Annotated in this window: 18 protein-coding genes and 2 pseudogenes; 4 read left to right on the forward strand and 16 right to left on the reverse strand. The window is 70.5% G+C overall.

Features of this window, described 5'->3' with window-relative positions; translation table 11 throughout:
- Positions 1 to 15 precede the first annotated feature (15 nt).
- The 8 genes from ACGFU7_RS10615 to ACGFU7_RS10650 all read right to left on the reverse strand — a co-directional run bounded on the left by ACGFU7_RS10615 (position 16) and on the right by ACGFU7_RS10650 (position 9,373).
- Positions 16 to 255 (reverse strand): hypothetical protein, encoded by a 240-nt coding sequence (locus ACGFU7_RS10615; RefSeq protein WP_393694307.1) that lies wholly within the window; start codon positions 253 to 255, stop codon positions 16 to 18.
- A complete protein-coding gene (gene gatA / locus ACGFU7_RS10620; RefSeq protein ID WP_393694309.1) occupies positions 252 to 1,754 on the reverse strand; it encodes an Asp-tRNA(Asn)/Glu-tRNA(Gln) amidotransferase subunit GatA in 1,503 nt (500 codons plus the stop codon). Before gatA ends, ACGFU7_RS10615 begins: the two co-directional genes overlap by 4 nt.
- 5 nt (positions 1,755 to 1,759) lie before the next feature.
- The gene (gene gatC, locus ACGFU7_RS10625; RefSeq protein ID WP_015036350.1) at positions 1,760 to 2,056 is read right to left on the reverse strand and encodes an Asp-tRNA(Asn)/Glu-tRNA(Gln) amidotransferase subunit GatC; all 297 of its coding nucleotides are present in this window, start codon (positions 2,054 to 2,056) and stop codon (positions 1,760 to 1,762) included.
- A 200-nt stretch (positions 2,057 to 2,256) separates the two neighbouring features.
- Complete coding sequence (locus tag ACGFU7_RS10630; RefSeq protein WP_393694311.1) at positions 2,257 to 4,416, reverse strand: putative bifunctional diguanylate cyclase/phosphodiesterase; 2,160 nt, start codon at positions 4,414 to 4,416, stop codon at positions 2,257 to 2,259.
- 358 nt (positions 4,417 to 4,774) lie between these two features.
- On the reverse strand, positions 4,775 to 6,967 hold the full coding sequence (gene ligA, locus ACGFU7_RS10635; RefSeq protein ID WP_393694312.1) for an NAD-dependent DNA ligase LigA: 2,193 nt from the start codon (positions 6,965 to 6,967) through the stop codon (positions 4,775 to 4,777).
- Positions 6,968 to 6,997: 30 nt separating this feature from the next.
- Complete coding sequence (locus ACGFU7_RS10640) at positions 6,998 to 8,023, reverse strand: methionine synthase (protein ID WP_393694313.1); 1,026 nt, start codon at positions 8,021 to 8,023, stop codon at positions 6,998 to 7,000.
- A gap of 93 nt (positions 8,024 to 8,116) precedes the next feature.
- A complete protein-coding gene (locus ACGFU7_RS10645; protein WP_393694315.1) occupies positions 8,117 to 8,806 on the reverse strand; it encodes an SDR family oxidoreductase in 690 nt (229 codons plus the stop codon).
- Positions 8,807 to 8,833: 27 nt separating this feature from the next.
- Positions 8,834 to 9,373 (reverse strand): TIGR00730 family Rossman fold protein, encoded by a 540-nt coding sequence (locus ACGFU7_RS10650; RefSeq protein WP_393694317.1) that lies wholly within the window; start codon positions 9,371 to 9,373, stop codon positions 8,834 to 8,836.
- A gap of 121 nt (positions 9,374 to 9,494) precedes the next feature.
- Here ACGFU7_RS10650 and ACGFU7_RS10655 point away from each other — a divergent pair, with 121 nt between their 5' ends.
- On the forward strand, positions 9,495 to 9,830 hold the full coding sequence (locus ACGFU7_RS10655; protein WP_393694319.1) for a DUF427 domain-containing protein: 336 nt from the start codon (positions 9,495 to 9,497) through the stop codon (positions 9,828 to 9,830).
- A 95-nt stretch (positions 9,831 to 9,925) separates the two neighbouring features.
- A complete protein-coding gene (locus ACGFU7_RS10660; RefSeq protein ID WP_393694321.1) occupies positions 9,926 to 10,726 on the forward strand; it encodes an alpha/beta fold hydrolase in 801 nt (266 codons plus the stop codon).
- Positions 10,727 to 10,803: 77 nt separating this feature from the next.
- On the opposite strand, the gene ACGFU7_RS10665 is transcribed toward ACGFU7_RS10660, so the two are convergent.
- From ACGFU7_RS10665 to mnmA, 4 genes and pseudogenes are all read right to left on the reverse strand, one after another.
- The gene (locus ACGFU7_RS10665) at positions 10,804 to 11,106 is read right to left on the reverse strand and encodes an ATP-binding protein (RefSeq protein WP_393694323.1); all 303 of its coding nucleotides are present in this window, start codon (positions 11,104 to 11,106) and stop codon (positions 10,804 to 10,806) included.
- 107 nt (positions 11,107 to 11,213) lie between these two features.
- Positions 11,214 to 11,652, reverse strand: a pseudogene (locus ACGFU7_RS10670) (DUF5753 domain-containing protein); the annotation flags it as partial.
- A gap of 108 nt (positions 11,653 to 11,760) precedes the next feature.
- Positions 11,761 to 12,060 (reverse strand): annotated as a pseudogene (locus ACGFU7_RS10675) (DUF6879 family protein); the annotation flags it as partial.
- 399 nt (positions 12,061 to 12,459) lie between these two features.
- Positions 12,460 to 13,587 carry a tRNA 2-thiouridine(34) synthase MnmA gene (mnmA, locus tag ACGFU7_RS10680; protein WP_393694325.1) on the reverse strand — a complete coding sequence of 376 codons (1,128 nt, stop codon included), beginning with the start codon at positions 13,585 to 13,587 and terminating at the stop codon, positions 12,460 to 12,462.
- A 61-nt stretch (positions 13,588 to 13,648) separates the two neighbouring features.
- On the opposite strand from mnmA, the gene ACGFU7_RS10685 reads away from it, so the two are divergent.
- Positions 13,649 to 14,329, forward strand: coding sequence for an N-acetylmuramoyl-L-alanine amidase (locus ACGFU7_RS10685; protein WP_393694327.1), 681 nt, complete (start codon positions 13,649 to 13,651; stop codon positions 14,327 to 14,329).
- A 31-nt stretch (positions 14,330 to 14,360) separates the two neighbouring features.
- On the opposite strand, the gene ACGFU7_RS10690 is transcribed toward ACGFU7_RS10685, so the two are convergent.
- From ACGFU7_RS10690 to ACGFU7_RS10700, 3 genes are all read right to left on the reverse strand, one after another.
- Entirely contained in the window at positions 14,361 to 15,530 is a 1,170-nt protein-coding gene (locus ACGFU7_RS10690; RefSeq protein WP_393694329.1) for a cysteine desulfurase family protein, read from the reverse strand.
- Between the two features lie 221 nt (positions 15,531 to 15,751).
- The gene (locus ACGFU7_RS10695) at positions 15,752 to 16,108 is read right to left on the reverse strand and encodes a DUF4190 domain-containing protein (protein ID WP_393694331.1); all 357 of its coding nucleotides are present in this window, start codon (positions 16,106 to 16,108) and stop codon (positions 15,752 to 15,754) included.
- A gap of 73 nt (positions 16,109 to 16,181) precedes the next feature.
- Positions 16,182 to 16,343 (reverse strand): hypothetical protein, encoded by a 162-nt coding sequence (locus tag ACGFU7_RS10700; protein ID WP_393694332.1) that lies wholly within the window; start codon positions 16,341 to 16,343, stop codon positions 16,182 to 16,184.
- Between the two features lie 117 nt (positions 16,344 to 16,460).
- On the opposite strand from ACGFU7_RS10700, the gene ACGFU7_RS10705 reads away from it, so the two are divergent.
- Positions 16,461 to 17,090, forward strand: coding sequence for a TetR family transcriptional regulator (locus ACGFU7_RS10705; RefSeq protein ID WP_393694334.1), 630 nt, complete (start codon positions 16,461 to 16,463; stop codon positions 17,088 to 17,090).
- Here ACGFU7_RS10705 and ACGFU7_RS10710 read toward each other — a convergent pair.
- A complete protein-coding gene (locus ACGFU7_RS10710; protein WP_393694336.1) occupies positions 17,087 to 18,133 on the reverse strand; it encodes a helix-turn-helix transcriptional regulator in 1,047 nt (348 codons plus the stop codon). The genes ACGFU7_RS10705 and ACGFU7_RS10710 overlap by 4 nt on opposite strands.
- Positions 18,134 to 18,175 lie beyond the last annotated feature (42 nt).

Consider the following 18,175-nt stretch of genomic DNA (forward strand, 5'->3'; position numbering starts at 1 on the left):
GGTGAAACTTCCCTCTCAGCCCAGCAGTACGTCGTCATCGCCGATGCGCTTGAGTTCGCGCAGCAGCAGGGCGACACCAGTGGCGATGGCGGCGGCGGAGACAACGGCGTCGATCAGTCGGAGCGTGTCGTGTTCAAAGCGGGCCTTCTTGGCCTGCTTGAGGACGCCGAGCGCCCCGAAGGCGGTGGTGCCGATGGACAGGTACGTACCGGTCTTGGACTTCTTGAAGCCCTTGGCCTTGGTCAGTGCGCTCACAGCGACGGAGCCTCCTCCAGCAGCGGGTGGCCCCACTTTTCCACGAAGGCGGCCTCGACGGCGGCTCCGACCTTGTACAGCCGGTCGTCCTTCATGGCGGGGGCGATGATCTGCAGTCCGACCGGCAGGCCGTCCTCCGGGGCCAGGCCGCAGGGCAGCGACATGGCGGAGTTGCCGGCGAGGTTGGTCGGAATGGTGCACAGGTCCGCGAGGTACATCGCCATCGGGTCGTCGGCACGCTCGCCGATCGGGAAGGCGGTGGTGGGCGTCGTCGGGGAGACGATGACGTCAACCTGCTCGAAGGCCTTCTCGAAGTCCTGGGTGATGAGGGTGCGGACCTTCTGCGCCGAGCCGTAGTACGCGTCGTAGTAGCCGGAGCTGAGGGCGTACGTACCGAGGATGATGCGGCGCTTGACCTCGTCGCCGAAGCCGGCCTCGCGGGTGAGCGCGGTGACGTCCTCGGCGGACCTCGTGCCGTCGTCGCCGACCCGCAGGCCGTAACGCATGGCGTCGAAGCGGGCCAGGTTGGAGGAGCACTCGGACGGCGCGATCAGGTAGTACGCCGACAGGGCCAGGTCGAAGGACGGGCAGTCCAGCTCGACGATCGTGGCACCGAGCGACTTCAGCAGCTCGACCGACTCGTTGAAGCGCTGGACGACACCGGCCTGGTAGCCCTCACCGGCGAACTGCTTGACGACACCGACGCGCATGCCGTCGACGCTGCCGTTGCGCGCGGCCTCGACGACCGGCGGGACCGGGGCGTCGATGGACGTCGAGTCGAGCGGGTCGTGCCCGGCGATCACCTCGTGCAGCAGGGCCGCGTCCAGCACGGTACGGGCGCAGGGCCCGCCCTGGTCCAGGGAGCTGGAGAACGCCACCATGCCGTAGCGGGAGACGCCGCCGTAGGTGGGCTTGACGCCGACGGTGCCGGTGACGGCGGCGGGCTGGCGGATGGAACCGCCGGTGTCCGTGCCGATGGCGAGGGGGGCCTCGTACGATGCGAGCGCGGCCGAGGAGCCACCGCCGGAGCCGCCCGGGATTCGGGTGAGGTCCCACGGGTTGCCGGTCGGGCCGTAGGCGCTGTTCTCGGTGGAGGACCCCATGGCGAACTCGTCCATGTTGGTCTTGCCGAGGATGACGACGTCGGCGGCCTTCAGCTTCTTGGTGAGGGTCGCGTCGTACGGCGGGATCCAGCCTTCGAGGATCTTGGAGCCGACGGTGGTCGGCATGCCCTCGGTGGTGAAGATGTCCTTCAGCGCGAGCGGGACACCGGCCAGCGGGCCGAGCTTCTCGCCGGCCGCCTTCTTCGCGTCGACGGCACGGGCCTGCGCGAGCGCGCCCTCACGGTCGATGTGCAGGAAGGCGTGGACCTTCTCGTCGACCGCGTCGATCCGGGCCAGGTGGGCCTCGGTGACCTCGACGGCCGTGAGCTCGCCGGACGCGATCTTCGCGGCGATCTGGGCAGCGGTGAGCTTGATGATGGTGCTGTTGTCCGTCATGGCTGTTAGTCCTCCCCCAGGATCTGCGGCACCTTGAAACGCTGCTGCTCCTGGGCCGGGGCGCCGGAGAGCGCCTGCTCGGGGGTGAGCGACGGACGGACCTCGTCCGCGCGCATGACGTTGGTCAGCGGCAGCGGGTGGGAGGTCGGCGGTACGTCTTGGTCGGCGACCTCGGAGACGCGGGCGACCGCGCCGATGATGTCGTCGAGCTGACCGGCGAAGTGATCGAGCTCTTCGCCCTTCAGCTCCAGACGCGCCAGCCGGGCGAGGTGGGCGACCTCCTCGCGCGTGATGCCAGGCATGCAGCGATCCTCAGGGGTTGGTGTGTGGTTTTGGCCCAATCCTATGGTGTCGCCCACAGCCACTCCCGCCACCCGGCCGAACGCCCTGGTCGGACGCCGGTTTCAAGCCCGTCCGACAGGCCGGATCGCAGGCCGTCCGGTGATTGCAGGACAAAGCGGCCACCGAACGCCCCCGGCACCCATCCCCGCGCCCCCTACGCTCACGTCGTCGCGGGCCGCGACTCGACCGCCCGCCCGGACGGCCGCTGCTCCAGCTCGGGCGTCGCACCGGCCGCCGCGGCTGCGGCCGCGGCCGCAGCCGCCAGCTCGGCCGGCCGCCGCCACCCGTGCTCACCCCGCGCCCGCAGCCAGGCCGTCGTCTCCTGCGGCGGCATCGCGGCGGCGACCAGCCACCCCTGCACCGCATCGCAGCGCAGATCCCGCAGCCGCTCCCAGGTCTCGTCGTCCTCGACGCCTTCCGCGACGACCAGCAGGCCGAGCGAGTGGGCCAGGTCGATGGTGCAGCGGACGATCTCCGCGTCCTCGTGGTCGACGGCCAGTCGGGCCACGAACGAGCGGTCGATCTTCAGCTCGCTGACCGGCAGCCGACGCAGATGGACCAGCGAGGAGTACCCCGTACCGAAGTCGTCGAGGGACATCTTCACACCGTGCCCGGTGAGTCCGGCGAGGGTGTCGGCGGCGCGCTGCGGGTCCTCCAGCAGCACGTGTTCCGTTATTTCCAGCTGCAGCGCCCCGGCCGGGACGCCGTGCCGGGCGAGCCGGGCCGCGACGCCGCCCGCGAATCCGGGGGTGTGGACGTCGCGCGGGGAGACGTTGACCGCAACCGGGACGAACAACCCCTGCGCCCGCCACCGGGCGACCTGGGCCAGCGCCGTCTCCAGGACGTACTCCGTGAGGTGCGGCATCAGGCCGGACGACTCGGCGATGGCGATGAACTCGTCCGGAGGGACCCGCCCGCGCTCCGGATGCACCCAGCGCACCAGCGCTTCGAGGCCGGCCACCTGGCCGTCGAAGCGGACCTTCGGCTGGTAGTGGAGCTCCACCTCGCCGGCGTCCAGCGCACGCCGCAGATCACCGAGGAGCCCGAGCCGGTCCGGGGTGTTGCTGTCCCGCTTGGACTCGTACACCTCGACGCCCGTACGGTCGCGCTTGGCCTGGTACATCGCCACGTCCGCGCGCCTGAGCAGCCCTTCGGCATCCAGCGCGTGGTCCGGGTAGACCGCGACTCCGGCACTCGCCTCCAGCACCAGGGTCAGACCGTCCAGGTCCAGCGGGGAGGACAGCTCGGCGACCAGATGGCGGGCGACCCGCTGGGCGCTGGTGGTGGAGTCCGCGGTCGGCAGGAGCACGGCGAATTCGTCACCGCCGAGCCGCGCGACCTCCGCTCCTCGCGGGAGTGCCAGTCTGAGACGTTCCGCTATCTGCAGCAGCAGCCGGTCCCCCGCCAGATGACCGAGGGTGTCATTGACCGCACGGAAGCGGTCGAGGTCGATCAGGACGAGGGCGGATCTGGCGCCGGTGGACTCGGCGTCCTCCAGGGCCGCCCAGGTGCGTTCCAGAAGCCACTGCCGGTTGGGCAGTCCGGTCAGCGGGTCGCGCAGCTGCTCCTCGGCCCGGGCGCGGGCGATCCACAGGGTGGAGTCCAGGGCGATCAGCGGGACCGCGAAGAGCGGCAGGAGTACGGGCATGGCCATCGCGACGACGCAGATCAGCGGTGCGATGCCGAGCAGGGCGACCGCGACGAGGCCCTGGCGCAGCAGGGCGGTGCGGGCGATGCTCGGCAGCCCGCCGCCCTGGGGTGCCCGTGCGTACCACAGGAGGACCCGGGTCACCAGAAGATAGGTGGAGGCGGCCAGGAGGACTTCCGGGACGGCGGCGATGCCCCAGTCGAGTGGCTGCCAGGGCGATTCGACGCTCTGCACCTCACCGAAAGCGGCGAGCACCAGGGCTGCCGCGCCTATCCCCAGGATGTCCACCGCGCCGTGCAGCAGCCCCTGCCACCAGCGGTGTCTGCGGGCCACACCGACGAGGACGACGACGACCAGGCTGACCAGACCGGCGGGCACCCAGCCGTAGAGGAGCAGTACGGCAAGGGTGAGGGCGGCTCCCGAACCGGTGCCGCCCCACCAGCGGTCGCGCCCGAGCGCGACCAGATGGCCGACGATGATTCCGGTGAGGACGGCGAGGGACCAGCCGGCCCTGCCGTCGGGGAAGAGTGCGTGTCCTTCACTCACGGTCCGGTAGAAACCGGTCGCGAGCTGAACGACGGCGATCGCCACGGCGACGGCACCCACTTTGGGCGTGAGGCCGACGAAACCTTGCAGCCGCGACACCGGTGCGGCGCTCTCGGTCGGTTTCATTCCGTCCCTCTCACAGCCGGCGGTGCCGATGTCACCTGATGGTTCAGCTCCATGCCACCACGACCAGATTTCCCACCCCGTGGTTGGGCACGGCAGGTGCACATCTCAACAGTAGGCCGCAGAAGGCCTCTACGGGCAGCGCTCTACAGCTCTTGCCCGAATGCAAACCGACCGTCCGTCAGCATCTGGCATGCGCCGATCGGGTGAACCCGGACCCCCGACGGCAACCCTTGTCCCTGTCCGTCCGTCTACACCCTTTCTGCCCACTTGTTCACCACTCACCCACCGATCGACTCCATTTCGGGGTTGTCCGACGGGGTTCTGTCCCGTTGCGCCGGTTCTGTGACGGGGATCTGCGCTATTCCGCCGGTTCCTCGACGGGTACGGCCGCCTCGCGCGCGGCATCCGGCCCCTGTTCGAGCAGTACGGCGAAGCCGTCCTCGTCCAGCACGGGCACCTTCAGCTGCATCGCCTTGTCGTACTTCGAACCGGGGTTGTCACCCACGACCACGAAGGAGGTCTTCTTCGAGACGGAACCCGTGACCTTCGCCCCCCGGCTCTGGAGCGCCTCTTTCGCGCCATCCCTGGTGTGGCCGGTCAGCGTGCCGGTGACGACGACGGTGAGTCCTTCGAGCGGGCGCGGCCCGACCTCCTCACCCGCTCCCTCGTCCTCCATCCGGACCCCGGCCTCCCGCCACTTGCGCAGGATCTCCCGGTGCCAGTCCTCGGCGAACCACTGCTTCACCGAGGCGGCGATGATGGGACCGACCCCGTCGGCATCGGCCAGCTCCTGTTCGGTCGCCTCGTCGATCCGGTCGATGGAGCGGAACTGACGGGCCAGCTCCTCGGCCGCGACCGGGCCCACATGGCGGATGGAGAGCCCGGTGAGGATCCGGGCAAGCGGGGCGTCCTTGGCCGCGGCGATGGCGTCGAGCATGGCGAGGGCGTTCTTCTTCGGCTCGCCCTGCTGGTTGGCGAAGACCCAGGCGGTCTTCTCCTCGCCGGTCTTCGGATCGCGCTTGGGCAGTCCGCTGTCCTGGTCCAGCACATAGGCCCGGATCGGCAGCAGCTGCTCGACGGTCAGCCCGAAGAGATCACCCTCGTCGCGCAGCGGCGGCTCGGCAGGCTCCAGCGGCTTGGTGAGGGCCGCGGCCGCGACATAGCCGAAGTGGTCGATGTCGAGGCACTTGCGGCCCGCGAGATAGGCGAGACGCTCCCGCAACTGCGCCGGGCAGGAGCGCGCGTTGGGACAGCGGACGTCGATGTCGGCCTCCTTCATGGGCCGCAGCTCCGTACCGCACTCGGGGCAGTGCGTCGGCATCACGAACGCCTGCTCGGTGCCGTCGCGCAGATCGACGACCGGGCCGAGGATCTCCGGGATCACATCGCCCGCCTTGCGGAGCACCACCGTGTCCCCGATGAGGACGCCCTTCGCCTTCACCACGTTCTGGTTGTGCAGGGTGGCGAACTCGACCTCGGAGCCCGCCACCTCGACCGGCTCGACCTGGGCGTACGGGGTGACCCGGCCGGTGCGTCCGACGCCGACCCGGATGTTCACCAGCTTGGTGTTGACCTCCTCCGGCGGGTACTTCCAGGCGATCGCCCAGCGCGGGGCGCGCGAGGTGGAGCCGAGCCGGCCCTGGAGCGGGATCTCGTCGAGCTTGACGACGACGCCGTCGATCTCGTGCTCCACGGAGTGCCGGTTCTCGCCGAAGTACGCGATGAACTCCCGTACCTCGTCGAGGGAATCCACCACCTTGTTGTGCCTGGCGGTGGGCAGACCCCATGCGTGCAGCAGCTCGTAGGCGTGCGAGAGGCAGTCGATGTCGAAGCCCTCGCGGGCGCCGATGCCGTGCACCACCATGTGCAGTGGGCGGGTGGCGGTGACCTTCGGATCCTTCTGGCGCAGTGAACCCGCCGCCGCGTTGCGCGGGTTGGCGAAGGGTTTGTCGTCGGCCTCGACGAGCCGGGCGTTGAGCTCCTCGAAGGCCTCCATCGGGAAGAAGACCTCGCCGCGGATCTCCACCAGCGCCGGAATCCGGTCGCCCGTCAGCCGGTGCGGGATCTCGGCGATCGTACGGACGTTGGGGGTGATGTCCTCGCCGGTGCGGCCGTCGCCGCGGGTAGCGGCCCGGGTCAGCCGCCCGTGCTCATAGGTGAGGTTGACCGCGAGTCCGTCGACCTTCAGCTCGCACAGGAAGTGGTAGTCGGTGGTGCCGACGTCCTTGGCGATCCGCTCGCCCCAGGCCGCCAGCTCCATATCGTCGAAGGCGTTGTCCAGCGAGAGCATCCGCTCGCGGTGCTCGACGGAGGTGAATGCCGTCTGGTAAGGCCCCGCGACCTTCTGCGTCGGCGAATCCGGCGTACGCAGCTGCGGATACGTCTCCTCCAGGGCCTCCAGCGCGCGCATCAGCCGGTCGAACTCGGCATCGCTCACGACCGGCTGGTCGTTCACGTAGTACCGGAAGCGGTGCTCCTCGATCTGCTCGGCAAGCAGTGCGTGCTGCTCCTGAGCCTGTACGGGCACTGCCATCCGCTGTTCGCCGGCCATCGTCTCGTCCTCCCGTTACCCGTTGCCCCGTTACTCAGGGTTGTCTGCGAGCGATCTTGCGGCCCGGGCGCAGTGGGCGAGCGCGGCGCGCGCGTACGCGGGCGAGGCACCCGCGAGCCCGCACGACGGGGTGATCACCACGGACTCCGTCAGAGTCCCCGGATTCAGCCCCAGCCTGCGCCACAGCGTCCTGACACCCATGACGCTACCGCCCGGGTCCGACAATCCGCCCGAGGCCGGGTCGGTGCCCGGCACCACCCCGAGGAAGAGCTGGGTGCCGCCCTCGACCGCTTCCCCGATCGCCTCCTCCTCACGCTCGGTGAGCAGCGAGAAATCGAACGAGATGCCGTCGGCCCCGGCCCGGCGCAGCAGCGAGAACGGCACATCGGGCGCGCAGGTGTGAACGACCGTCGCCCCGTCCCCGGCCGCCGCCAGGACATCGCGCAGGGTGCCCTCCACGACCTGGCGGTCCACGGCCCGGTAGGTGCGATAGCCGCTCGCCGTCCTGATCCGCCCGCGCAGTACACCGGTCAGCGACGGTTCGTCGAGCTGGAGGATCACTTCGGCGCCGGGCATCCTGCGCCGTACCTCCGCGAGGTGGGCGCGCAGTCCCTCCGCCAGTGAGCCGGCCAGGTCGCGGCAGGCCCCCGGGTCGCCGAGCGCGGCCTCGCCGCCCCGCCGTTCCAGTGCGGCGGCCAGCGTCCAGGGACCGACGGCCTGAACCTTGAGCGGTCCCTCGTATCCCTGGGTGAACTCCTCCAGCGCGTCGAGGTCCTCACCGAGCCAGGACCTGGCCCGGCGGGTGTCCCGTCCGGGCCGGTCGCTGATCCGCCAGCCGCTGGGCTCGACATGGCCGTACAGGTCGACGAGCAGTCCGATGGTCCGCCCGATCATGTCCGCACCGGGCCCGCGGGCCGGCAGTTCGGCCAGATACGGCAGGCCCTCGCCGTCCCCGAAGGACCCGGTGACGGTCTTCGCCGCCTCCCGTGCGTCTCCCCCGGGCATGGAACCGATTCCGGTGGCCGGGCAACCCCTGAACTTGCTCTTCTCGCTCACACGGGAAGCCTAAGGCCGTGCACGGCCTGTCCGGCCTTCGGCGGTCAGGGGCCGGGCAGCGCGCCCCGGCCGATGACGGCCGGCCGGCGGCGGTCAGCGCCCGGGGCGCACCGTGAGGTCGTTGACCTCGGCGTCGCGCGGCAGGTCGATGGCCATCAGGATCGTGGTGGCCACCGACTCCGGGTCGATCCAGCGGGAGGGGTCGTACTCCTTGCCCTCCTGCTGGTGGACCTTGGCCTGCATGGGGCTGGCGGTGCGCCCCGGGTAGACGGAGGTCACCCGGACGCCGTTCTCGTGCTCCTCGTGGCGCAGCGAGTCGGCGAGCGCCTTCAGGCCGTGCTTGCTCGCGGCGTACGCGCTCCACTCGGCGTGCGCGGCGAGGCCGGCGCCCGAGTTCACGAAGAGCACATGGCCCTGGGAGATGCGCAGTTGCGGCAGGAAGAGCCGGGTCAGCTCGGCGGGTGCGACGAGGTTGGCGTTGAGCTGGAAGTGCCACGCCTTGGGCGTGAGGTCACCGACCTTGCCGAGCTCGACGACGCCCGCGATGTGCAGCAGCGAGTCGATCCGCTCCGGCATCGCCTGCTGGGCGAACGCCCAGGAGAGCCGGTCCGGGTTGGAGAGGTCACCGACGAGCGTACGGGCGCCGGGGTGAAGCGCGGCCAGCTCCTTGGCGCGGCCCGCGTCACGGGCCAGCAGCACGGTCTCGTCACCGCGGTCCCGAAGACGACGGGTGACAGCTGCGCCGATGCCGGAGCCTGCGCCGGTGATGACATGAGTGGACATGCCCCCATGATCGCACCCGCCGCCGCGTCACCGGAGGCCGGACCACTCCTCCAGGTAGGCCAGGGCGCCCACGCCGTCCTTCGCGAAGAACACCAGGTCGGCCAGCGGGACGGGCAGGAAGCCCTCGTCCTCCATGCGCTGGAACTGCTGGCGCAGCCCGTCGTAGAAGCCCGCCGTGTTGAGCAGGACCACCGGCTTGTCGTGCTTGCCGTGCTTCTTCAGCTCCAGGATCTCGGTCGCCTCGTCGAGCGTCCCGGTACCGCCCACCATGATCACGACCGCGTCGGCCTTCTCCAGGAGCAGCGCCTTGCGCTCGGCGAGATCACGCGCGATCACCATCTCGTCCGCGTTGGTACGCGCCTTCGCGGCCAGGAAGTCGACCGACACCCCGACCAGCCGTCCGCCCGATTCCTGCACCCCGTCGGCGACGACCTTCATCAGCCCGCTCTCCGACCCTCCCCAGACCAATGTGTGTCCCCCCTTGCCGAGCAGTTCGGCGAATTCGCGGGCGGGCCGGGTGTAGCGGTCGTCGAGGTCGGCGGCGGAGAGGAAAACACAGATCTTCATGCAGCAACCGTAAAGCCCACCACTGACGCACCCGGGCGGCCGGGTGGAAAAACCGGCCGGCACCGGGGAAGGCACCGGGGGAAGGGGGAAGAAATCGGCCCCTGCCACGGCTGAACCAGACATGACTTCCACACAAGGACACATCATCACCGTCGAACCCGGCACCGAGCATGTTCGTGTGGTGCGCGACGGGCAGGTGCTCGCCGAGAGCCGGCGCCCGCTCGTACTGCGCGAGACGGGCTGTCCGGCCCGTTACTACCTGCCGCCCGAGGACGTCCGTACGGAGCTCCTGACGGCTTCGGACACCCACACCCACTGCCCGTTCAAGGGAGATGCCTCCTACTGGTCGCTGCCGGACGCGGCCGATCTCGTCTGGGCGTATCCGGAACCCAAGCCCGAAGTCGCCGCGATCAAGGACCACTTCTGCTTCTACGACACCGAGACGATCTCCGACTGATCGTCAATCACCGCTCCGACCTGGGGAATTGAAGAATCTCAAAAAATTCTCGGCGGAAGCGATGACTTTTCCGCAGCATCGCAGTCCACCTCCACATGGACAAGACTCTCTCCCGCGACGGCACCTGGATCGCGTATCGGCGCCGGGGCGAAGGACCGCCGGTGATCCTGGTCGGCGGGGCACTGAGCACGGCAGCGACCGAGGCGCCTCTGGCGCGCCTCCTCGCGCCGCGCTTCGATGTCGTCACGTACGACAGGCGCGGCCGCGGCTCCAGCGGCGAGAGCGGGCCGTACGCGGTGGAACGCGAGATCGAGGACCTGGCCGCGCTCGTCACCGCGGTGGGCGGCCGGGCCTCGGTGTTCGGCGTGGGGGCCGGCGGGGCACTGGCCCTGGAGGCCCAGGCCGCCGGGCTCCCCCTCGACCTGCTGGCGGTGTACCAGCCGCCCTACACCCCCGGAGCCTCGGGGCTGCAGTTCAAGGCCTGCTGCACGGCCCGGCTGCACCGGCTGCTGTCCGCCGGGGACCGCGGCGGTGCCGTGGAGCTGTTCCTGTCCGTGACGGGCGTCCCGGCCGACATGATCGCCCGGATGCGGCGTGCACCGCTGTGGCCCGGCCTGGTGTCGTTGGCGCACACCCTCGCGTATGACGATGCGCTGCTCGGCGACGGCTCGATCCCCGCCGAGCGGTTCGCGTCCGTCACGGCGCGCACGCTGGTGGTCTGCGGCGGCTTCAGCGCCACCCCGGCCCGGCTGGCGACCCGCGCCCTCGCGGAGGCCCTCCCCCGTGCCCGCCACCGCACCCTGACGGGCCAGACACGCGACCTGGCCCCCCAGTCGGTGGCCCCGGTCCTGACGGAGTTCTTCGGCAGGGACATGTACGCGCGCCAGGCCTCCTGAGCCCACAGTCCACCCCGCTCGGCCACGCCCGTACAGGGGTCGGACGTGGCCGTGCGGGGCGCCGCCGTATCAGCGGCTCAGGCGCCGAGCCCGAGCTCGAACCAGATGGTCTTTCCCCCCGGTCCGAGCGCCCCTTCCCCTATGGCGCACCCGCCCCACCGGTCGGCGACGAGTTCGAGGATGGCCATGCCCCGCCCGGCTTCGGCGCGGGGGTCGGCGGGCGGGGCGTACGGCTTGGGCAGGTCCGGGCTCATGTCCCAGACGCTGATCCGGGGCACAGGGTGCCGCCACTGGAGCCGCACGGCGACGGGCCCCTTGGTGTGCCGTACGGAGTTGGTGGTCAGCTCCGACGTCAACAGCTCGGCGCGCTCTGCGTGCACTGCTGATTGGCGTGAAAGCTGGTCAGGCCCGACAACCGCGCACCTGATTTCGCCTGAATCTTCCGCCGCGACCGATCAATCCCCAGACGCCCCTCCACTCCTCGCGCTCAACCTCCGTGTTGCACATGAGTGATGATCTGCTGGGCGTCAACACCGAAGACGGCAGAGCCACGTAGCAGATTCCATGTGCGCTGATAGACAGCGATGCTGTCGGTGTCGTCGATCCAGAGTTCCGCGTGCCAGTCCTCGGCGATGACCAGCCTGTCGTCGTAGATCCAGAACCCATTCGCCGGGTGGATCTTCAACGGCGCGGTGAACGGAACGATTCCCAGCTCCACGGTGTCGAGACCGATGAGGCTGGACAGCCGGTCGAGCTGGGCGGCCAGCACCGCAGGCGGGCACACAAGAGCGCGCAACGCCCCTTCCCACATTAATGATCCGGTGTCGCTTCCCGGAGTCGTACAGAGCCTCCTGGCGCCGGACCCGGGCCCGGACCGCCTCTTCGGTGTCCCTCGGGGACCGCATCAACTCGGCGTGCCGTGTGAGCCGCCCCCGGGGACCCGAAGCGCGAAGCTCCCTGAGCCGCACCCCGAAGGCGTCCCGTGCCTTCTGGAAGTCTGTGCTCACCGGTCACACGCTAACTGCTGTGCGGGGTCAGAGGTTTGCCGCGAAGGTATCGTGCCGGATCGCGTGATGCCATGCCGCGTCCCGAGCCTGGGCGTAGCGGTTCACTTCAGCCGGCTCGGTGATCAGCTCAACATCAACAAGGTTGTCGGCGTCGTCGAAGTTGAGGAGCGCCACAAGCCGCGAATCGAAGACCCAGAAGTCTTCGGCGGGAAGGTGCAGCCGATCGGCGTCGCTGCGCCACAGGTTCCGGATGTCCTCTCCAGCGGCACAGTTACGCTTCGCGTTGTCGAGTAGGTACAGCTGCCCCGGGGTCGGGGGGCTGTACACGCGGGGTCGAGCTTGAAGAGCTTACGGGGCACACCGGGCGACTTCGTCCAGTCGGCGAACGACGTACGGACCGCAAGTCGCATATCGCGCAGCGCGCTGAGCATGTTGCTCTTGCCCGCGGCATTGGCGCCGAAGACACCCAGGACAGGCAGAGCGGACACGTCGTGCCCTTCGTGGCGGAGCCCGGTCGCGCGGGCGTTGCCGTCACCGCGTTCCGAGCCGATGAGCGACAGCTCGCACTCGTCACGGATCGAACGATGGTTGGCCACCCGGAAACGCAGCAGCACCCTCTGCCTCCCGACAGGACGGGGAAGCTGACCCCGTCGTACGTACACCATCCTGCGGACTATCCGCAGGTGCAGCCCATGACGGCCGCCGGGGCCGTGCCAGCCCTGTCGGTCAGCCGGCCGCTGCGGTCTCCCGGCGCACCGTCGTCGCGATCGTCGCCGAGCCGACCACGCGGGTGCCGTCGTACAGGACGACCGCCTGGCCGGGGGCCACGCCCCGTACCGGCTCGGTGAACGAGACGTTCAGGGTGCCGTCGACCAGTTCGGCCGTCACCTCGGTCTCGCCGCCGTGGGCGCGGAGCTGGGCGGTGTACGTACCGGGGCCGGCCGGGGGCGTGCCGCACCAGCGGGGCTTGATGGCGGTGAGCTCGGTGACGTCGAGGGACTCGACCGGGCCGACCGTCACCGTGTTGTTCACCGGGGAGATGTCCAGGACGTAGCGCGGCTTGCCGTCGGGGGCGGGGTGGCCGATGCGCAGGCCCTTGCGCTGGCCGATGGTGAAGCCGAAGGCGCCCTCGTGGGTGCCGACCTTCGTACCGGACTCGTCGACGATGTCGCCCTCGGCCGTGCCGAGCCGGCTCGCCAGGAAGCCCTGGGTGTCGCCGTCGGCGATGAAGCAGATGTCGTGGCTGTCGGGCTTCTTGGCGACGGCGAGGCCCCGGCGCTCGGCCTCGGCGCGGATCTCGTCCTTGGTGGTGAGGGTGTCGCCGAGCGGGAACATCGCGTGGGCGAGCTGCTTCTCGTCCAGGACGCCGAGGACGTACGACTGGTCCTTGGCCATGTCGGAGGCGCGGTGCAGTTCACGGCTGCCGTCCTCGTTCAGTGCGACGGTGGCGTAGTGGCCCGTGCACACGGCGTCGAAGCCGAGCGCGAGGGCCTTGTCGAGCAGCGCGGCGAACTTGATCTTCTCGTTGCAGCGCAGACACGGGTTGGGGGTGCGCCCGGCCTCGTACTCGGCGATGAAGTCGTCCACGACGTCCTCGCGGAAGCGTTCCGCCAGGTCCCAGACGTAGAACGGGATGCCGATGACATCCGCGGCGCGGCGCGCGTCGCGGGAGTCCTCGATCGTGCAACAGCCACGCGCTCCGGTACGGAAGGACTGCGGGTTCGCGGAGAGGGCGAGGTGCACACCGGTCACGTCGTGGCCCGCCTCGGCGGCACGGGCTGCGGCGACGGCGGAGTCGACACCGCCCGACATGGCGGCGAGCACACGGAGGGGGCGCTGGGAAGTCTGAGTCATAGCTCCACCAGAGTACGGGGCGCCGGGAACCGAACGCTCGCGGATATGCGTTGTGGATCGCATGGGCACCAAGGGGACGGCGGGCGCCAAAGGTTCCGCGGGGGCGAAGTCCGGGCACGGCATCAGCCGGCGCGGGCTGCTGATCGGCGCTGCCGTGACGGCCGTGGGTACGGCCGCGCTGGCGCGGGAGAAGCTGGAGCATGCCTGGTGGCGGCTGCCCGGGGTGGACAAGCCCCGGAAGCCGGGCGAGGTGGACTACGCGCGGGCCGAGTGGATATCGGCGTCCCCGGCGAACTGGCGGCGGGCCGACCGCCCCGCCGACTACCCGGTCGACCGGGTGGTCATCCATGTCACCCAGGGCAGCTACCGGGGCGCGGTGAAGGTCTTCCAGGACCCGGGGCACGGGGCGGCGGCGCACTATGTGGTGCGCAAGGACGGCCATGTGACGCAGATGATCCGTGAGCTGGATGTGGCGTTCCACGCGGGGAACAGGTCGTACAACGAGCGCAGTGTCGGCATCGAGCACGAGGGGTTCGTGGACCGTCCGCAGGACTTCACGGCTGCGATGTACGGGGCGTCGGCGCGGCTGACAGCGGCGATATGCGCGCGGTACGGGATGCCGGTGGACCGCGAGCACATCATCGGGCATGTGGAGGTGCCGGGCACGGACCACACCGATCCGGGGAAGCACTGGGACTGGGACCGGTATCTGAAGCTGGTCCGGGCGGCGGGCGCGCGGTGACCGTGTGGCCCGTCCCATCGCTGGACAGGCCCTAGCTGAGTCCCGCCGTCCGTGCTCGCTCCACCGCCGGGCCGATCGCGCGGGCGACCTGGTCGATGTCCTGCTTGGTGGACGTGTGGCCGAGCGAGAAGCGCAGGGTGCCGCGGGCCAGGTCCGGGTCGGTGCCGGTGGCCAGCAGGACGTGGCTCGGCTGGGCGATCCCCGCGGTGCACGCGGAGCCGGTGGAGCATTCGATGCCCTGGGCGTCCAGCAGCAGGAGCAGGGAGTCGCCCTCGCAGCCGGGGAAGGTGAAGTGGGCGTTGGCCGGGAGCCGGCCGCCCGGGGCCGGGTCGCCGCCGAGGACGGCATCGGGGGCGGCCGCCAGCACGGCCGCGACCAGGTCGTCGCGGAGACCGCCGATCTCGCGGGCGAATTCCTCGCGCCCGTCGGCGGCCAGCCGTCCCGCGACGGCGAAGGCGGCGATGGCGGGCACATCGAGGGTGCCCGAGCGGACGTGCCGCTCCTGGCCGCCGCCGTGGAGTACGGGTACGGGGGTGTACTCACGGCCCAGGAGCAGCGCGCCGATGCCGAACGGTCCGCCGATCTTGTGCGCGCTGACCGTCATCGCGGCAAGCCCGGACCGGGCGAAGTCGACTTCCAGCTGCCCGAACGCCTGCACCGCGTCGGCATGCATCGGTACGTCGAACTCACCGGCCACGTCCGCCAGTTCACGTACCGGCATGATCGTGCCGATCTCGTTGTTGGCCCACATCACGGTGACCAGCGCGACATCGTCGGGGTTGCGGAGGATCGCCTCGCGCAGTACGTCCGGGTGGACGCGTCCGTGCGCGTCGACGGGGAGGTATTCGACGTTCGCGCCCTCGTGCTCGGCGAGCCAGTCGACGGCGTCCAGCACCGCGTGGTGCTCGACGGGGCTGGCCAGCACCCGGGTGCGGTGGGGGTCGGCAGCGCGGCGGGCCCAGTACAGGCCCTTCACCGCGAGGTTGTCGGCCTCGGTGCCTCCGGAGGTGAAGACCACCTCGCTGGGGCGTGCGCCGAGGGCGTCGGCGAGGGTCTCTCTCGACTCCTCGACGGTACGGCGGGCCCGGCGCCCGGCGGCGTGCAGGGAGGACGCGTTACCGGTGACGGCGAGCTGGGCGGTCATCGCCGCGATCGCCTCCGGAAGCATCGGCGTGGTCGCGGCGTGGTCGAGGTAAGCCATGGTGGGCTCGATTCTACGAGCCCGCGGCGGGGCGTATGCCGGGCGCATCGCAGCCCGGTCCCCGCACACCAGGCACAGCACTCGGTCGCCCGTCCCGATCCGGAGCCCGATCCGGTCAGGGACGGCGTCGGCGGAGACCGCCGGTGCAGGCCGTTTGTGCAGGCCATTCGTGCCAGCCGTACGTGCCGGCCGTACGTGCCGGCCGTTCGCGTGCGGCTCGGTCAGCCGGCGAAGTTCCAGGAGACGGTGCCGGTGTCTGTGACCAGGAAGGCCAGCACCACGAGGTCGGCGATACCGAGGACGAGCCCGAGGTAGGCACGGCCGCGACGGGAGGTGGAACGGGCCAGGGCGATGATCGCCATCACGATGGCGGCAGGGCCGAGCAGGAGGTTCATCACCAGCAGGCCGACGAGCCCGAGCACGAAGGAGGCGACGGCCAGTCCGTCGGCGTCCCGGGTGCGGCCCTTGCGGCTGTCGGGCACGGTTCCGGCGTCGGCCTCGGTATTGATGTCGGTGTCAGCGTCGGTGTCGGTGTCGGCCTCCGTGTCGGGGCGGCGGACGGATGCGGTGAGTGTCATGGTGCGAGCTCCTTCGAATCGATGGTCGGAACGGTGATCGGAACGGCAGTCGGATCAGTCGCCGGATCGGCGGTCACTGGGACCTGCGCTGCGTACCCATCCGCTCCCGCACAGCGAAGATCAGCAGCCAGCAGCCGATCACGGCGGCGAGCGCGAGGGACAGCGGGAGCGGAATCTGGACCACCGCTCCGAGCACGACCCCGAGCAGGAGCAGGGCGGCGACGAGGACGATCATGTTCAGCCTTTCTGCGAGCTCTCCACGAACCTTTGAGAGTACGACTGTTCACTGACTTGTCAGTCTAGACCCGGTCACCCCTTCCCCGCCCCGGAGAACAGTTGTTTACTGAATGGCATGAGTCACATCGCCGGCATCCGCCAGACCCAGAAGTTGAGAACCCGTCAGTCCCTGCTGGATGCCGCGCTCGGACTCCTGGAGCACCAGAGCCTCAGCAGCCTGGGGCTGCGCGAGGTGACCCGGGCCGCGGGCGTCACGCCCACCGCCTTCTACCGGCACTTCGACGACACCGCAGCCCTCGGAGTGGCGCTCGTCGAGGAGACGCTGGGCAGCCTGCACGGAATGATCGGCGCAACGCTCGCCGAGACCGGCGACAGCGAGGAACGACTGGACCGCAGCGTCGAGCTGATAGCACGTCATGTCCGCGAGCAGCCCGCCCACTTCCGCTTCATCGCCCGTGAGCAGCACGGCGGCGTGAGCCCGGTCCGCGAGGCCATAGCGGCCCAACTGCGGCAATTCGCCGAGGAGGTGGCGGCGGCGCTCGCCGAGGAGCCGCAGTCCCGGGGCTGGAGCCGCGAGGATCTGCTGATGCTGGGCGGCCTCTATGTCGACCACATGGTGATCACGGCCTCGGCGCTGCTGGACGCGGGGCCGGACGGCGAGCAGCAGGTGGCCGGGGTGGCCCGCCGCCGGCTGAGACTGGTCACCCTCGGCAGACGGCACTGGCTGGACGGCGCGGACACCTAGGGCGTCCCCGGAGCCTCGTCCGCCTCCCCGTACAGCGCCACGACCGCCGCCGCGTGACGGGCGAGAACGGTCCGCGCCTCGGGCGGCGAGAGCACTTCGAGGTTCGGGCCGAAGGAGAGCAGGGAGCGGGCCCACTCCACCGAGTCCACGGCCAACTCGGCCCGCACCCACTCCCCTTGCTCCTCACCCGACACCCACTCCCCCTGCCCCTTGCCCCGCACTCGCTCCCCGTGCTCCCCTTGCTCCTCGGGCCGCGGCTCCCCGGTCAGAGCCCCGGCGTGGAGGCGTACGAACAGATCGAGCCGCGAGCGGTGCACGCGCACCCGCAGCCGTACGCCCCCCGGCCGCTCCTCGACCTGCTTGCGCAGCGCGTCCCACAGATCCGCCAGCTCCACCCCGGGCCGGCGCACGACCGCGTCGTCGGTGAGGGTGGCCCGCTGCACCCGGTCCGCCCTGAAGAGTTGGGGCACCCCGTCGCGGTCCGCGACCAGGTACCAGACGCCCGCTTTCACGACGAGACCGTACGGATCCACGGCGTAGGGGCGCGGGGTCTGCGTACCGCTGTGCCGGTAGCTCAGCCGCAACCGCCGGTCGGCGAACACGGCGTCGTGCAGTTCGGCGACATCGACGACCGGCTGCGGGCCGCTCATCCAGCGCACCGGGTCGACCAGGATCCGTCTGCTGGTCAGCTCGGCGGCGGGCCGGTGCGGTGCGGGCAGGGCCGCCATCACCTTGCGCAGCGCGGACCCGAGCGCCGCGTCGAGGCCGAGCGCGGCATGGGCGCCCTGCGCGGCGAGGACGAAGAGGGCGCGCGCCTCGTCGGCGGTGAGCCCGGTGACGTCCGTACGGAAGCCCGGCAGCAGCGCGATACCGCCGTGCCGCCCCCGCTCGGTGTAGACGGGGACGCCGGAGGCGGAGAGCGCCTCGATGTCGCGGTAGATGGTGCGTACGGAGACTTCGAGGCGCTCGGCGAGCTCGGTGGCGGGCACGAGGCCGCGGGTCTGGAGCAGCAGGAGGATCGAGAGCAGCCGGTCGGATTTCACGCCACCAGCTTCCCCTGCGGCCCTCCGCTCCCGCTCCCGCTC

The sequence above is a fragment of the Streptomyces sp. NPDC048473 genome (genome assembly GCF_043200155.1).
GTDB lineage: Bacteria > Actinomycetota > Actinomycetes > Streptomycetales > Streptomycetaceae > Streptomyces.

Bases quoted from the DNA above. Each gene is read 5' to 3' on its own strand.
- ACGFU7_RS10685 (WP_393694327.1), top strand. From the start codon at position 13,649: ATGGGCACCAAGGGGACGGCGGGCGCCAAAGGTTCCGCGGGGGCGAAG.
- ACGFU7_RS10645 (WP_393694315.1), bottom strand. From the start codon at position 8,806: ATGTCCACTCATGTCATCACCGGCGCAGGCTCCGGCATCGGCGCAGCT.
- gatC (WP_015036350.1), bottom strand. From the start codon at position 2,056: ATGCCTGGCATCACGCGCGAGGAGGTCGCCCACCTCGCCCGGCTGGCG.
- ligA (WP_393694312.1), bottom strand. From the start codon at position 6,967: ATGGCCGGCGAACAGCGGATGGCAGTGCCCGTACAGGCTCAGGAGCAG.
- ACGFU7_RS10705 (WP_393694334.1), top strand. From the start codon at position 16,461: ATGAGTCACATCGCCGGCATCCGCCAGACCCAGAAGTTGAGAACCCGT.
- mnmA (WP_393694325.1), bottom strand. From the start codon at position 13,587: ATGACTCAGACTTCCCAGCGCCCCCTCCGTGTGCTCGCCGCCATGTCG.
- ACGFU7_RS10660 (WP_393694321.1), top strand. From the start codon at position 9,926: ATGGACAAGACTCTCTCCCGCGACGGCACCTGGATCGCGTATCGGCGC.
- ACGFU7_RS10630 (WP_393694311.1), bottom strand. From the start codon at position 4,416: ATGAAACCGACCGAGAGCGCCGCACCGGTGTCGCGGCTGCAAGGTTTC.
- ACGFU7_RS10650 (WP_393694317.1), bottom strand. From the start codon at position 9,373: ATGAAGATCTGTGTTTTCCTCTCCGCCGCCGACCTCGACGACCGCTAC.
- ACGFU7_RS10655 (WP_393694319.1), top strand. From the start codon at position 9,495: ATGACTTCCACACAAGGACACATCATCACCGTCGAACCCGGCACCGAG.
- ACGFU7_RS10700 (WP_393694332.1), bottom strand. From the start codon at position 16,343: ATGATCGTCCTCGTCGCCGCCCTGCTCCTGCTCGGGGTCGTGCTCGGA.
- ACGFU7_RS10695 (WP_393694331.1), bottom strand. From the start codon at position 16,108: ATGACACTCACCGCATCCGTCCGCCGCCCCGACACGGAGGCCGACACC.
- gatA (WP_393694309.1), bottom strand. From the start codon at position 1,754: ATGACGGACAACAGCACCATCATCAAGCTCACCGCTGCCCAGATCGCC.
- ACGFU7_RS10690 (WP_393694329.1), bottom strand. From the start codon at position 15,530: ATGGCTTACCTCGACCACGCCGCGACCACGCCGATGCTTCCGGAGGCG.